This window comes from Loigolactobacillus coryniformis subsp. coryniformis KCTC 3167 = DSM 20001 (assembly GCF_002706425.1).
Lineage (GTDB): Bacteria > Bacillota > Bacilli > Lactobacillales > Lactobacillaceae > Loigolactobacillus > Loigolactobacillus coryniformis.
In genome coordinates, this window is sequence record NZ_CP017713.1 from 1,110,884 (window position 1) to 1,125,866 (window position 14,983).

The 14,983-nt window shown below is 33.9% G+C and carries 12 protein-coding genes; 9 read left to right on the forward strand and 3 right to left on the reverse strand.

The annotated features are described in order from the left end of the window. The first annotated feature begins 8 nt into the window (after nt 1–8). The 9 genes from LC20001_RS05535 (at nt 9) to LC20001_RS05575 (ending at nt 12,185) form a co-directional block, all read left to right on the forward strand. Entirely contained in the window at nt 9–626 is a 618-nt protein-coding gene (locus LC20001_RS05535) for a YveK family protein (RefSeq protein WP_010009527.1), read from the forward strand. Nucleotides 627–661: 35 nt separating this feature from the next. Beyond that, nucleotides 662–2,041, forward strand: coding sequence for an O-antigen ligase family protein (locus LC20001_RS05540; RefSeq protein ID WP_010009529.1), 1,380 nt, complete (start codon nt 662–664; stop codon nt 2,039–2,041). A gap of 93 nt (nt 2,042–2,134) precedes the next feature. Continuing rightward, nucleotides 2,135–2,545 carry a glycerol-3-phosphate cytidylyltransferase gene (gene tagD / locus LC20001_RS05545; RefSeq protein ID WP_003678381.1) on the forward strand — a complete coding sequence of 137 codons (411 nt, stop codon included), beginning with the start codon at nt 2,135–2,137 and terminating at the stop codon, nt 2,543–2,545. A gap of 65 nt (nt 2,546–2,610) precedes the next feature. After that, the gene (locus tag LC20001_RS05550; protein WP_010009531.1) at nt 2,611–3,705 is read left to right on the forward strand and encodes a glycosyltransferase; all 1,095 of its coding nucleotides are present in this window, start codon (nt 2,611–2,613) and stop codon (nt 3,703–3,705) included. Between the two features lie 12 nt (nt 3,706–3,717). Beyond that, complete coding sequence (locus tag LC20001_RS05555; RefSeq protein ID WP_010009532.1) at nt 3,718–4,608, forward strand: glycosyltransferase family 2 protein; 891 nt, start codon at nt 3,718–3,720, stop codon at nt 4,606–4,608. A 486-nt stretch (nt 4,609–5,094) separates the two neighbouring features. Continuing rightward, on the forward strand, nt 5,095–7,731 hold the full coding sequence (locus tag LC20001_RS05560) for an LTA synthase family protein (RefSeq protein ID WP_056943318.1): 2,637 nt from the start codon (nt 5,095–5,097) through the stop codon (nt 7,729–7,731). Between the two features lie 71 nt (nt 7,732–7,802). Beyond that, the gene (locus LC20001_RS05565; RefSeq protein WP_010009602.1) at nt 7,803–9,884 is read left to right on the forward strand and encodes a glycosyltransferase family protein; all 2,082 of its coding nucleotides are present in this window, start codon (nt 7,803–7,805) and stop codon (nt 9,882–9,884) included. A gap of 141 nt (nt 9,885–10,025) precedes the next feature. After that, complete coding sequence (locus LC20001_RS05570; protein ID WP_003681017.1) at nt 10,026–10,931, forward strand: beta-1,6-N-acetylglucosaminyltransferase; 906 nt, start codon at nt 10,026–10,028, stop codon at nt 10,929–10,931. A 264-nt stretch (nt 10,932–11,195) separates the two neighbouring features. Continuing rightward, nucleotides 11,196–12,185, forward strand: a complete 990-nt coding sequence (locus tag LC20001_RS05575) for an IS30 family transposase (RefSeq protein WP_425319779.1) — start codon at nt 11,196–11,198, stop codon at nt 12,183–12,185. Nucleotides 12,186–12,298: 113 nt separating this feature from the next. Here LC20001_RS05575 and LC20001_RS05580 read toward each other — a convergent pair whose 3' ends face one another. Genes LC20001_RS05580 through istA form a run of 3 tightly spaced genes read right to left on the reverse strand, consistent with a single transcriptional unit; the run spans nt 12,299 to nt 14,788 of the window. Beyond that, nucleotides 12,299–12,484, reverse strand: coding sequence for a hypothetical protein (locus tag LC20001_RS05580; protein ID WP_056943351.1), 186 nt, complete (start codon nt 12,482–12,484; stop codon nt 12,299–12,301). Beyond that, nucleotides 12,481–13,239 (reverse strand): IS21-like element helper ATPase IstB, encoded by a 759-nt coding sequence (gene istB / locus LC20001_RS05585; RefSeq protein ID WP_003680852.1) that lies wholly within the window; start codon nt 13,237–13,239, stop codon nt 12,481–12,483. The genes LC20001_RS05580 and istB overlap by 4 nt, the downstream gene beginning before the upstream one ends. Continuing rightward, nucleotides 13,226–14,788, reverse strand: coding sequence for an IS21 family transposase (gene istA / locus LC20001_RS05590; protein ID WP_099267128.1), 1,563 nt, complete (start codon nt 14,786–14,788; stop codon nt 13,226–13,228). Before istA ends, istB begins: the two co-directional genes overlap by 14 nt. Between the last annotated feature and the right edge of the window lie 195 nt (nt 14,789–14,983).

The window sequence follows — 14,983 nt, forward strand, 5'->3', positions numbered from 1 at the left end:
GCTAGCAAATGGAAAAAAGACTTACATTAGGAGACCTATTAAAAATTATTTTAAGATTCTGGTATATCCCATTAGTTTTATTAATAATTGGTGGTTTTTTAAGTAGAACATATGCTCAAAAAAAGTATGAACCTATTTATACAGCAAAATCCACGGTCATAGTAAAACAAAAACATGCTAGTAGTAATCATCTTGAACAACAGATCAGTGGGGAATTGCAATTAATGCCTACTTATCAGGACTTCATTAGTTCTGATAAAGTGATGGAAAAAGTACATAAACAATTAAAGAAAAGTACTTCACGTAGTGAAAGCGTTACTGAATTACAAAAAAAAGTTGCAGTAATAACTAAAACTAATTCATTAATTTTGAATATTCAGTCCTCTGATCGTTCAAAGAGTAGTGCGATAAAGCAAGCTAATATAGTTGCTCAAGTTTTTAAAAAACAAATTCATACTATATCTTCAACAAGTCAAGTAAGAGTTATATCTAAGGCAAAAAGTAAAAGTGTGACTACTTCTGGTTTTAGTGGTAAAAACCCATTATTGTATGGTGCTATTGTTGGTGCTGTGTTAGGAATTTTTATTGAATTTATAATTGGTGTTTTGATAAACCGTAAAGACTAAAATACACGATACTTTATGATTGGAGGGGTGGTTCTGTGGCACAATGGCTAGTTTTAATTGGTCTTTTTACGAAGACATATGGATCATCGATTCCAGTTACAATGACGTCTATTCCCGTTTATCTTTATTTTGTTATATTTTGTCGGCAAATTTGGCTACGACCAAACAAATTTAATAAACTTGTTTTGAATTCAAAAGTAGTTTTTTGGACTTTTATTGTTATATTGGATCAGTTGTTAATGATTGGTTTTAGTTACTATAAAACGCTACAACCGGATTTCACACGAGGAATTTTTAATGGTTCTGTAAATGCGATTCTTTTTGTGGCAAATGTATTTTTGATTTATTATTTACTGATGTTACTAATTGATAGTGAAACGCAAATTTTAAGTTTTGTACGTGGTACAATCAAAATATTTATTGGTTTTATGTGTTTTGTGTTACTGCCACAAGTTGTTGCTACCGTAAGTCATATATTTGATGGTTGGGTTAATTTAGTAGGTAATTTATTTGAGGCAAGATATATTGGACGTGATGATTTTTATCGGATGGGGAGTTATGTAACAACATTACATCGGGTTAATGGATTTTCATCAGAGGCAAGTTTTTTGGCTGCTTTATTAGGTATAGTGTTTGTGCCATTTGTCTTAGCTGCCATTCGTTATAATTTCTCTTTTTTCAAGAATCGAGTCGATTCAAAAACAACGAAATATTATATGTTGTTTTTAATAGTAAGTTTTGGCGTTTTATTTTTTGCTAAGACTACTACTGGTATTGTGGTTATCATACTTTCTAGCTGCATATTATTAATTCGTTCAAATGGTAAACAACGAAAAAGAATGGTAAAGGTCGCTTTTTTTGTAATAATAGTCGTATTTGCTCTTTATTTTGGGGTTCCATATGTTCAAGATTTATTAAATAATTATCTTTTTAAAAAACAGGGAACTTCTAATCGTTTCGGCGGAACTATTGGATTACTATTGACATTTTTACATTATCCTTTAACTGGTGTTGGTGATGGTTTTACTAGCTTTTATAATTTCCAATTTGTTCCAAAAGATACTATTCGTAACTGGGAATTTCAAAATGTTTTCTTACAGTCTGGTTATCCAGTATTGAGTGTATGGGGAGGATGGCTAGCAGGATTTGGTCTTGTTGGGGTAGTACCAGTGGGTATGTTTATTTATCATAAATGCAAAACTGCGGTTAAATTGTATCAAGATATATCTTTCATGGATAATGAGCAACTCACGCTTTATCAGGTTTTGATTGAGAGCTTTTTTTACTCACTATTCATGTTTTGTGTTTTAGCCTTATTTACATTCTCATGGAGTGATAATATTTATTTTGTGATCTTCTTTTTTTATCTTGCAGTGTTTAGAATCATTAGAAATCAACTAGATAATTCGAAATAATTCCGAATCATTTATTTTCTAGACGCTTTAAAAACATTAAATTATTGGTGCCGGATAACTTTTAACTAAACTATAAAAATTGGGATGATTTAAATGACGACTGTATTAACTTATGGAACTTTTGATTTATTGCATTGGGGACATATTAGACTGTTAGAGCGCGCAAGTAAGTTAGGTGATCAGTTGATTGTTGGTTTGTCAACGGATGAATTTAATGCTCAAAAACATAAGGAAGCTTACCATAGTTATGAACATCGTAAATATATTTTGGAAGCTATTCGTTATGTAAATCAAGTTATTCCGGAAAAAAATTGGAAGCAAAAGATTTCAGACGTTAAAAAATATCATGTAGATATTTTTGTTATGGGTGATGATTGGAAAGGACAGTTTGATTTTCTAAAAGAGTATTGTCAAGTGATTTATCTACCAAGAACAGAGGGCATTTCAACGACAAAAATAAAAGATGATTTAAATTTTGATCATCCCTCAACCAATAGTAAATAAAATTTTTTCTGCATCGATTCTATTAATCAGCTACAGAATAGAGCCAACAATACTGGAGTATTATAATGAAAATATTAGTAGTTTGTAGGACGTTAAAACAGGGCGGCGGAATTTCGGAATGGATTCTTAACTATTATCGTGAATTAGCTAAGAAAACAGATGTTTCAATTGATCTGTTGGTTGAAGAGAAGAGTGCCGATTTCACTAGAATTAATATTCCACAGGAATTTAATATTATAAATATTCATAGTCTAAAATCTAACTTTTTTGGTTACCTTTCAGATTGGTATCGGATTAGTCAAAAAGTAGAGACAGACTATGATTATGTTCATATACATTTAGACAATTTTGTTCGTGTCTTTTATCTACCTTTCTTAAAGAATAAAAATAATATTATTCTGCATTCGCATAATTCATATAACGATGATGTCACCAATAGTTTTATAAAGCGTTGTATTCATAATATTGGTAAACAAATTGTTAAACACGGACGATTTATTCGTTTTGCTTGTTCTGATTTAGCAGCTGCCTGGCTTTTTGATGAAGCACCATATAAGCAGATTAACAACGGTGTTAATTTATTGGATTTTCAATACGATGGCGCAACGCGAGCAGCGTATCGCAAGAAATTAAATTTAATTGACAAGACGGTTTATGGTCATGTGGGTCGTTTTGTTTATCAAAAAAATCAACAACGTTTAGTCAAAATTTTTTCTGAAATATATAAGAGTAATAGGAATAGTGTTTTATTGTTAGTTGGTACTGGTACTGAACAAGACAAGGTCAAACAATTGGTTAATGAACTTGGTCTAGAAGAGGCTGTTTATTTTTTAGGGCACCGTAATGACGTAGCTCAACTCTTGAATGCACTAGATTTCATAATTTTTCCATCGCACTATGAGGGGCTTCCAATTGCCTTAGTTGAAGCGCAAGCTAATGGAATACCTGTTTTTTATTCTGACAGTATTACAAAAGAAGTTGAGTTGTTACCCACTTCCTTTGCCTTTTCATTACATGATAATGATATTCAAATTGCACAAAGAATTTTACAGGCGCAATCATTATTGAATCGAAAGTCAGCAACAACAATTTTGAAAGCTAAGGGGTATGATCGTAATGATGTTGTTGAGAAGCTTTATCATTTTTACAAACAAGATTAAGGTGGAAAAGTTTTGAAGAATATTGCAGTGATTGTAACTTTTAATAAAAAAACAATGTTAGTTGAATGTTTGAATGCGCTATTGAGTCAAACTGTTAAATTAGATGGTATTGTCGTGTTTGATAATGGCAGTAATGATGATACTAAAACATATTTGCAATCAATTGAGGATTCGCGAGTTCATCCTATATTTTCAACTGTCAATCTGGGTGGAGCTGGTGGATTTAATAGAGCCATTAAAGCAGCAATGGAATATGATCCAACGGCCGTTTGGATTATGGATGATGACTCTATTGTTAAGCCTAATGCTTTGGAAGAATTAGTGAGTGCAAAAGAACAGTTGAAAGACAAATATGGTTTTTTGTCCAGTAATGTTCTTTGGACGGATGGTAATCCATGCTTGATGAATATTCCTGAGGTTGATAAAGTTTGGAATAGTCAGATGACAAACGGGTTAGTGAAGTTAAAGCATGCTTCATTTGTTTCAATGTATGTTAACGCCCAAGCAATAAAAAAAGTAGGTTATCCAATTTCTGAGTTCTTCATTTGGGGAGATGATATTGAATATTCTGAACGGATTTCTCAACACTATGCTAGTTATTTTGTACCTAAAAGTACAGTAATACATAAAATGAAAGATAATGTTGAGGTGAATATTCTAACGGATGATCCTAACCGCATATCTAGATATTATTATGATGTAAGAAACAAGTTTTATAGGTTTAGAAAAAAAGGTATGAAGTATTTAGTAAAATATATTCTTAGAATTATTTTACTAAATTTTAAAGTTATCTTTGTCAATAACCAACATAAATTACGTAAACTTGGTATTATTACAGAAGGTTTTTTTGCTGGTGTTATTTTTAATCCAAAAATTGATAAGTTCAGTAATAAGAATAATTGATTGTGACATTGTTATATACTAATTAATCTTAGTTTGTTAATTATTACAACTAAGATTTTTATTTATAGTTTAGTGCTAGAATACCAAATAATTTCTCTTTTATTGTAGGCGTATAATTAGTACTTAAGATTAGGTAAAAACAGGTGAAAGTGATGATTCTTTTTGAAATCAAAAATAAGTAAAGCTTCGATAATTCCATTTTTTGCTGGTGTTCTTATTTTATTACATTATATTTTAGTTAGCAGTGTAACTCCACCTACAAATAATGGTTTGGGAATTCGCTATTTATTTTATTGGTTATTAGTCATTATTAGCAGTATTGGAACAAATCTTTTGGCTCTATATCTTGGCTATACTGCTATGAATGATAAATATCCTTGACGTAAGTTAGTAAAAATTGCGCTTTATTTAGGATTGACAGTTGCTACTAGTGTTATTATCGGGATTGTTTTCTTTCATCGCTTTTCTGCAAAAGATCTATGGCTAATGTTCGTTCCTATTAGTCACGCCGATTTTCCATTTGCTGCTTCAATGCTTATTTGGTACTCCTTAGGTCCAATTTTAGCACAAGGTTTAGCACACATTTCGCAGGCAGCCCGACATACACTAGCTTTCTTATTAACTTGGTTTACTCTAATTATTCCCTTTATTTTTGCGAAATCTGTCTGGGGAATAAGTGATGCTAATAATATTGTTTGGGTGGGTGTGCTCTACGTATTTGGAATTTTGATTGCTAATGGCGAATATAAATGGATTACGCGTAGGTGGGCAGTTTCTACAATAGTTATTGGATTGGGCGTTGCCGCCATCATTTTAAGATTCAGCTCAATCACAGCTACTCCAAATCTCTTAAGTGGACGCTTTTTTTCTATTCATTCATTAAATGTTGCTTTGATTAGTTTTGCAATATTTGGTGTTCTAATTCAAATATCAAGAATTTCTTTTTTTAACTTAAACAAAGCTCATTGGCCTAATTGGTTTGCCATGATTGCTTATTTTGTTTCTTGTCTTCCAATTGTAACGAGCTTTTTAAATGAAAGCTTTTTTATTAAGGAGAACTTGAGCTCTCTTGAATGGTTATTATTGATTGTTATTTATTTAGTGGTATTTATTGTATTAGTCACTTGTTTAACTGCAATATTTGCGATAATTAGTCGATTTAAAATATTTAAACGACTGATCGATGACTTTCCAATAAAAAAATTTTCTGATTTTACTCAATTACCGCAACTATTTCAAAAGAAAATTCGTGATAATTGGCGAATCTTACTCGTTATTTGTAATGGAGTACTCTTTACTTTTGTACAGATGTTCATTTCTTCTTTGGCTACAACTAGCTTTTCAATTGAAATCGTAAAAAATATTTTCAAAACTTCATCAGGTCCAATATTGTTAAGCACAATTATTTTTACTTGTTTTTTCTGGTTATTATATAGTTTAATCAATCGTTTTTGGCCAGCTTTACTTTTTACTATTGGAGTGTCAATTTTTATTACCGTGGCTGAATTCCTAAAAATTAGTTTACGTGATGAGCCAATTTTACCAGCCGATTTATCTATGGTTACTGCTCTTAGTGAGATTGCTAAAATGATCAGTCCAGTCATTATTGTTGCAGCTAGCTTACTAATTATTATATTAGTTACAGCTAGTTTAATTTTACAAAAACATTTAGGTGGAATGTATCCGCAATACGCTTGGAAAAAGCGTGGTTTGATAATTGTTCTGATGTTAATATTTTTTACTGGTGGTTTTTGGGTTAATCATGAAAATTCTTTACCGTACATCGTTTTTAAGGCTTTTAATGTAAGTTCTTGGTTTTATGATCAAACAACAGGTGCTAAGATGAATGGACCAATACTGCAATTTATTAATAATTTAGATGTGAAAATTATGGATAGGCCCGCGGGTTATTCTAGAGTAAAAATACAATCGATAATGGCTAAATACGATTGTCAGGCTAAAGTAATCAATAGAAAGCGAACTAATAGCCTGAGTAACCAAACTATTATTTTTGTTTTAAGTGAGAGTTTCAGTAATCCCAATAGAATACCAGAAATGAAAGTTACACCGAATCCCATACCATATTTAAGTAATTTAGAAAAAACTACGGATTCTGGGTTAATGTTAAGTTCTGGATACGGTGGAGGTACTGCTAATATGGAGTGGCAGGCTTTGACGGGATTATCAATCAGTAATTTGTCACCAACATTACCAACACCGTACACTCAGTTAGTGCACCAACAAAAAACGGCACCAGCTTTTACAAATTTATTTGATTCTAAGATTGCTATCCATCCTTTTAACGCTAGCCTATATAATCGTAAGCAGGTCTTTAAAAAATTTGGTTTCAACCGATTCTATTATGAAGGCAGTAAGTATAAAATCAGTTACAAGAAGCGTTTAGGAACAAGTCCTTATGTTTCTGATGATTCGGCATACAAACAAACCATGAAAATCGTAAATCAAGCTCAATCAGGTTCACAGTTTATTCAGCTCTCAACAATGCAAAATCATATGCCATACACTAATTACTATAAAAACGGTAAAAAATTTAAAATTACCGGTTCAGCATTTGATTCGGCTAATGCTTCCAGTGTCCAAACATATACGCAGGGAATTTATTATACTGATAGAGCGCTGAAGGAATTTATTTTGGAATTAGATAAATTAGATAGGCCGGTTACAGTTGTTTGGTATGGAGATCACTTAGCATCCTTATATAAGTCTAATTTAATGAATAAGTACCCAATTCAGCTCCATGAGACGGACTATTTTATATACAATAACAAAAATCACAAATTATCATACACAAATAGATTAGTCAGTCCTTATTCGTTTTCAGCACTTGCCCTTGATAATGCTAATAGTAAAATAACTCCATACTATGCGCTTATAACTAAAGTAACCGAAGATTTACCTGCAATGACAACTAATCCATCGACATCGCAAATCAATGCAGTCAATGGTGGAAATGTTTTTGTTGGGCAAAATAGTAAACTGATCAAATATAAGGCATTAACTAAGAAGCAAAAAGTTTTATATCATGATTACCAGTTGATTCAATATGATATTGTTGCTGGAAAACAATATTCGACTAAATGGGCCGAACAGAAGATTAAGTAGACAATATTATTAGGTTCAGTCGGCAAAACGATTTATGATTTGAAAAACACTATGAGTGAGGAATATTGAATATGTTAGTTTCAAACAAGATAAGAATTAAGTTAACTCTAGTGCAAATAATGCGGGTTCTAGCGTTATTGATATTTATAGTAATTGGTGTACAAGCAATCTTTTTTACAAATAATTTTTTTGGCTCTAAGATAGGTTTGTCAGCGTTTAATATTGTTATTGGTAGTGTGATGCTAATTGCTGTACTTTGTTTGCTTGTCAGTTGGCTGAAGCGATTGTCTTTAAAGAAGCAACGTGCAGTACTATGGATTCTGATGTGTATGTGGCTGTTGTTGCAGCTATTCTTTGATTTTTATGTTCAAGGTGCTCAAGGTGTTGATGATTTAGATGTTAGATTGCAAGCACATAAGTTAGCTGCTGGTGATATCAATTGGTCGGGTTATTTTCATGTGTGGCCTAATAATGTTAATATTGCGATTTTTTTTAGTTGGATAATTAGATTCTTTAGATTGATTGGAATAACTGATACTTGGTTGCTGTTTAATTTATTTATCACATTAATTACTTTTGTAACACTAGTCATGGGGACTAAAATACTTGATAATATTGTTTCTTTTGAAGCAAAAATAGTATTATGGACCTTTATTTTATTTTATGCACCATTTTACGTAGTTAATTTTTATTCTTATACTGATCCTATAGCAGCATTTTTTGTTGTGCTCAGTTTTTGGGAGCTTTCTAAGCTAGGTGCACATAATAAATGGGATCTTATACATCTTCTTTGCGGGATTATTTTAATTGTTTGCGGAACACTAATAAAAACAAATGCGGTTATCTTTGTTATTACAATACCTATTTTTATTTTTTTCAAGTATGGTTGGAAAAAATTGGCTCAGTCTTTATTAATATTAATTATTGTTATGGGATTGGGAATTTTTTTTCAAAATAAGATTCAGTCTCAATACGAGTATTCTGAAAATAGTGAAGTGAAATTTCCAACTGAATATTGGATTGCTTTATCCTACAATAAATATTCTAAGGGAACAGTGAAATCGAATCAGTATACTTGGAGTTATACAGGCAGAGTTAAGGGTGTTAAGAACAAGGTTAAAGTTGACAGGAAACTGATTAAAGATGAAATTCGTTCATTAGGATTAAGTGGTGTCTTGAAACAATATTTGGATAAGACTAACGTAATGTATTCCAGCGGAAATGCTGGCATAATAATGCGTGATTTCTCCATATATCCAAAATATTCTAAAATTACAACTTATTTGAGTGGAACAAATGGAAATTTGATGTCTTATCTAGCACAAATTGTTTACACCGTGGCGATAATTCTGGTTGCGTTTCAGATTGGCTATATGTTTTTAAGACGTATGTCTGTGACATTATTTGATATGTTTTTAATTTTCTTCATTGGTCTTTATATGTTCCATATTCTGCTCTGGGAAGTAGAAAATAGATATTTATATTTAATTTTACCGTTGATATTTGTTTTTGCAGCTTACTCATTTCTAAGTAATAATTTAGAGAATGAAATAACTGTATTAGTTGGTCACTCAAGTCGCGGTAAATGGCTGATTACTGCCCTTATTATGACTATAATTGGGACTTTCTTGATTGGAAACTATAGTTTAATAGAATTCAAAAATAGTAATTATGTGGCCATACAACAACAAACATTTTTTAGAACTGATTCAATAAAATTAAAGCCACAGGAGTCTATTGAACAGACTTTTAAATTGAGTGTGGCGCCTAAGTATTTAAAATTAAATTTAGGATCAAAATATGACCATTTTCATACTACATTGATTGATTTAAAAACACATAAGAGCATATTATTTGGTCAGCAGAATGGCTATTATAAATTGAAAGCTAATTCAGGAAATATTTTAATTAAAGTAACTAATAAGTCAAATCATAAACAAGATTTATCGGTGAATAAATCAAAGGATATGAAATTAGCACAGAGTATGATTAAAGTTAAAGATGTGCAACAAAAAAAGCATAGCGGTCTATATTTAAATGAAGGATTTTATCGTGATGGTTCATACCCATTTTCAAAAAAAATTTATTGGTTTGGTGCCTTCTTACTAATAATATTAGTGGCGATAGTATTGGCAGTAGTGTGGAGAGTTTAATTGTATAGCTGGAGTTTTCTTATAATCAAGGCTAGGTTACAATATTATTTGTTGCCTAGCCTTGTTGTATTTAAGCGTAATATCTATTGTAGAAACGATATTTTAATTTTTATTTGGGTTAGATTAATAGGGGGAAAGTTTATGCATGCATATTTAATAATTGCCGATCGTAATTTTGATCAATTAAAAACTTTGTTGAGGACACTAGATGATGAACGTAATGATATTTATTTATTAATTGATGCTAAATCACATTTCCAAGATCAAAGTTTACTAACTAGTGTGATTAAGAAGTCAAGAATTATTTTAGTAGATCCAATAAAAATATTTTGGGGAAGTTTTTCTCAAATTCGGGCCGAATTATCATTGTTTAAGGCTGCCGCGCCTAAAAAATATGAATACTATCATTTGCTGTCAGGGCTTGATCTACCATTGCAATCGCAAGATAAAATTCATGCTTTCTTTGAACAAAATGCGGGCAAGGAATTTCTAACCTTTTCTGATAAGTCAATTGCTGAGAAAAATAAAATAAACGATCGTTTAGACGTTCATTTATTTCCTGATATATCCAGTAGGACTTTTAAATCTAGAATTGGAAAAAAGTTATATCGCTTGTATAGAAAGTTTGAGCACATATTTGAACATCTATTTAAAATTGGGCTTAATAAGTTAGATTGTCCGTTGGGATATGGGTCGCAATGGGTTAGTATTGATCATTCTTTGGTCGAGTTTATATTAAGCAAGGAAGGCTGGATTAATATGAATTTTAAGAGTGCTATTCTTTGCGATGAAGTCTTTATACACACATTAGTAATTAATTCAAAATTTAAAGATAGAGTCTATGCAATAAAAGGAGTATTGGATCATCCAGAAGATGTACAAGGAAATCTGCGTTATATTAATTGGTGGGATGGTAATCCGCATACTTGGACAATAAAGGATTGGCCAACGTTAGAAAGTGTTAGCCAAGGTAATTACTTTTTTTCTAGAAAATTTGATGAGCTTGTGGATAAGGAAATTATAGAAAAAGTTATTCAATCATTATAATAAAAAATACGTTTATAGTCTTAGCAAGAATCATTAATAATGATTCTAAAGGATGCTGATTAGTGAATTTGAAAAAAATGTGACTTTTTCAATTATCTGAAAAAACAATTAAAAATTGAGTTATAGTTAAAGAGTATTATATCGCGCGTTTTATAATCAAGTTAGCCAAATACTTTTAGCTAATTGATAAAATAAAAAACACCCAGACAAATCTCTGTTATCATTGATGTTCCTACACAAACAATGAAAGAGGTTATTGTCTTGATGCAAGAACAGAATACCACAGTCAGAAAAAAAGGTCAGCACCTAACTTCGTTTGAACGAGGCAGAATTGCTACGCTGCACAGCCAAGGCTATTCCAATCGTGCAATTGCCAGAGCGCTTAATGTTTGTCATCAAACAATCAATAATGAATTGTGCCGCGGCGAGATCGACCAAGTAAAAAAAGTGAATGGTCAACGCCAATATTACGCTGTATACTCACCAGAAACAGCACAAGCTAAGTACGAAGCTAATCGAGCCCACTGTCATCGACCTTTGAAACTCGTCGGTGTCGCTGATTTTATCGACTATTTTACGACTCATTTGCGTCAAGATGGTTGGTCGCCTGATGCAGCAGTAGGACGGGCCAAACTTGAAGGCTTATATCAACCTGAGGAGATGGTCTCGACCAAGACGCTATACCACTATATTGATGCCCAGTTACTTGAAGTCCGTAATCTTGATCTACTCGAAAAAAAGCGCCACCGTGCCAAACATCATCACTCGATCAAGCACAAGCGTCTGGCCGGACGGAGTATTGATGAACGGCCTAAAAGTATCGACCAGCGCCAAGAGTTCGGCCATTTCGAATTGGACACCGTGGTGGGCAAGCGCAACGGTCAAGAGAGTGTGATCTTAACGCTGATCGAGCGTCAATCCCGCTGCCCAATTCTACGTTTGATCGATGGTCGTGATGCCGATTCAGTCAACTATGAGCTGGCCAAGATCTGTCAAGAATACGGATCAATCATGAAGTCAGTTACTGCCGATAATGGCGCTGAGTTCTCGGAAGTTGGCGCTGTACTTACCGGTGTCGCTGACCTTTATTATGCCCATCCATATCGTTCCTCTGAGCGTGGGACTAACGAAGCGCATAATCGAATGATCCGCCGCGATGTACCCAAGGGTCTATCCATGGATATTTTGGGTCCTCATGATATCCAAGCAGTTGAGTCAAAGCTAAACAATTTACCGCTGAAGGCGGCATCGTGAATTAACCAAGTGAGCGTAAAAATTGACCACACTCGGCGAAAGAATTGACCAACTTATGCGAAGAAAATTGACCATACGACTAAAAGAACCCACTAAAGTGGGTTCAAACATTGTTATTGCTCTAGGTATTCTTTGATCAATTTAATACCAATATCAACGAGCTCATTCTCACTAATTTGTTCATTGCTTTGAAGCATGGCCATTGTTAACCGATCAACCAATTTATTTTCAAAGCTTTCTTCTATCGAGTTAAGAAAGTAGTAACTAGCGAGCCGATTGCGCACATCTTCTGGAATCATACAGAGTCACCTCGTAATCCATAGCGTTCACGCATTGATTTATCGCCTTGAATTAAAATCGGGTAGGCATCATGGATAATGCGATCAAGGATTGCATCGGCTATTTGTGGATTACCTAGTTTATTATGCCATCCATCTGGCGCAAACTGTGAACAATAAATGGTTGATGATTGATGTAATCGACTTTCTACTAGCTCTAAAACATAGGTAGACTGCTCTAAAGACAACTCCGTTAACAACCATTCGTCAATGATTAAAACATCAACTTTTTTATAGCGAGCTAATATTTTATGAAAATTTCCATTAGCTTCATGCTTAGCTACAGCTAAGTCGTCTAAAAGTTCTGGCAGCCGAACATACTTCACCTTATAAAATTGGCGACATGCTTCTATGCCTAAGGCATTAGCGAGCCAAGTTTTACCATTGCCAGATGCGCCCATCAAAATAATATTATGATGCTCACGAATGTAGTTCCCTGTTGCTAGTTTTTGGATTAGCTTACGATCCAATTTGCGATCTGGCAAATAATCTATTTCGGCTAACGCAGGCTCTATACTCGGAAAATCAGCGCTGTGTAATAGCCGACTAAGCTTATTAGATTGCTGTCTGGCATAAGCACCATCGACAATTAATTCAAACTTATCTTCAAAATCCATTTGTTGGTATTCTGGTTGCTGTTCCTGAACTTCTAAAATCTCAACCATAGCGTTGAGTCGCATTTCTCGTAATTTACGCTTAGTTTCATCTGATGTCATTATCTTTTTCCCCTTCGATTCCAAAATAGGCTGCGCCACGCGTGAAGCCATAAGTGTTTTGTGCACTTGCATTGTGAGGTTGCTCCTGTTGTTGGCTACTGCGTAATAAACGCTCGATTACTGGCACCGTTGGTGCTGAGGCAATTTTTATAATATCTTGGCAAGCCTGCTCAATCGCTTCACTGGAGTACTTACGGCCAAAATTCTTTAAACGAAGGGTTGCTTTCAGTGCTTGCTTTTCCACTTTTGCCGATTTAAGCAAATAACGAACGACTTCCGTTGTTGCTTCACCAATACTTTCGGCCCACTTAATTGCTTCTTTTGGGGTGTAATCAAGATACAACTGGTGGTTCTCTGGTAGATGATCATGATTAGTCGAGAATTGACCAAGCTTGCCATAAAGTCGTTTGTGTGAGGCAATACGACTATCTTTGTAAAAGATCTCAACGAGATCTTTCGTAACTTTAATATCAACTTTATTCTGGATATATTCGTAAGGAACAGAATAAAACATATTCTCCACATTAGTGTGGTAATCTAATTGTACAGTGGCAGTTTTCCAGGTTGCCATTTTATAAGGTACCCGTGGTAGAGGCTGTAATGCGAACTGCTCTTCGCTAATAAAAGCGTCTTTACGGTTACCTTTTTTATATTTCTTGGTGAATGGTCGCAAATTAAACTCATCTAATTTTTCCCTAACAGCCTGATTTAATTCTATTAATGTGAAAAACTTTTCGTTACGTAGCGCAGCGATAATCCAAGTTGAAAGGATCTTTACACTACCCTCGACGTTGGCTTTATCTTTAGGTGTTCGGACACGTGCCGGCAATATAATCGTGTTATAGTGACTTGCCAATTCGCGGTAAGTCGAATTAAGCACAGCTTCTCCAGCTTGGTGCCTGGTAACACCAGTTTTTAAATTATCTGGGACAAGGATTTCCGTAACCCCACCAAAGTACTTATAAGCGTGAATATGACTAACTAACCAATCTTCTTGTTTCATTGACAAGCGAGCCTCACAGTAGCCATATTGGCTACACGGTAGTGTGGCGACAAATAAATAAGCTTTAACAATTTCTCCTGTATCTGAATCAGTTAGAGACAATGTTGTACCTGCCCAATCTACTTCCATAGTTTCTCCCGGCTTACGCTTTATGCGCATAGTCGCTTTATACTTTTGTGCATATTCGTGATAATACTGACAAAATGTGCGGTAAGCGTAGGGAATAACATTATTTTGACGGCACATTGCCTCATATTCATAGTGTAGTAGTGACAACGTCACATTAGACTTAGCTAGTTCCGTATGGATATGTTCAAAATCTGGCAATTGTCTGCCTTTAGACTCACGCTTTTTATGCGGGAAAAGTAGCGCTTCGAACCATTCGTCATCCATTTCATCAGTGAACGGTGGTACTAACACTTCTTCTTTTGCCCGTTTGATGATCTCTGCAATTTTGGGGCGAGAATTACCTGTAGCTGCAGCGATATTCCGTTGTACGACCTTTTGAGCATGGAGCTCAAGAATCTTACGATACTGAATGGACATAAAAAACCTCCTGTATAATATAATTACGCAATGTATGCGCTATCACATTATACAAGAGGTACCTTAGGGCTGGTCAATCTCTTTTGCAGAACTTGGTCAATTTCTTCGCTTAATGGGGTAAAATTTTATGCCGAAGGGGGTAAATGGGAATGCCGTCATCAACCGCGCCGGCAAACTGGCTATCAAACACCCAAA

What these genes read in the sequence shown, in the direction of transcription:
- LC20001_RS05575 (WP_425319779.1), top strand. Translation starts at nt 11,196, where the DNA reads ATGCAAGAACAGAATACCACAGTCAGAAAAAAAGGTCAGCACCTAACT.
- LC20001_RS05580 (WP_056943351.1), bottom strand. Translation starts at nt 12,484, where the DNA reads ATGATTCCAGAAGATGTGCGCAATCGGCTCGCTAGTTACTACTTTCTT.
- LC20001_RS05565 (WP_010009602.1), top strand. Translation starts at nt 7,803, where the DNA reads ATGTTAGTTTCAAACAAGATAAGAATTAAGTTAACTCTAGTGCAAATA.
- LC20001_RS05560 (WP_056943318.1), top strand. Translation starts at nt 5,095, where the DNA reads ATGTTCGTTCCTATTAGTCACGCCGATTTTCCATTTGCTGCTTCAATG.
- LC20001_RS05550 (WP_010009531.1), top strand. Translation starts at nt 2,611, where the DNA reads ATGAAAATATTAGTAGTTTGTAGGACGTTAAAACAGGGCGGCGGAATT.
- istA (WP_099267128.1), bottom strand. Translation starts at nt 14,788, where the DNA reads ATGTCCATTCAGTATCGTAAGATTCTTGAGCTCCATGCTCAAAAGGTC.
- LC20001_RS05570 (WP_003681017.1), top strand. Translation starts at nt 10,026, where the DNA reads ATGCATGCATATTTAATAATTGCCGATCGTAATTTTGATCAATTAAAA.
- LC20001_RS05535 (WP_010009527.1), top strand. Translation starts at nt 9, where the DNA reads ATGGAAAAAAGACTTACATTAGGAGACCTATTAAAAATTATTTTAAGA.
- tagD (WP_003678381.1), top strand. Translation starts at nt 2,135, where the DNA reads ATGACGACTGTATTAACTTATGGAACTTTTGATTTATTGCATTGGGGA.
- istB (WP_003680852.1), bottom strand. Translation starts at nt 13,239, where the DNA reads ATGACATCAGATGAAACTAAGCGTAAATTACGAGAAATGCGACTCAAC.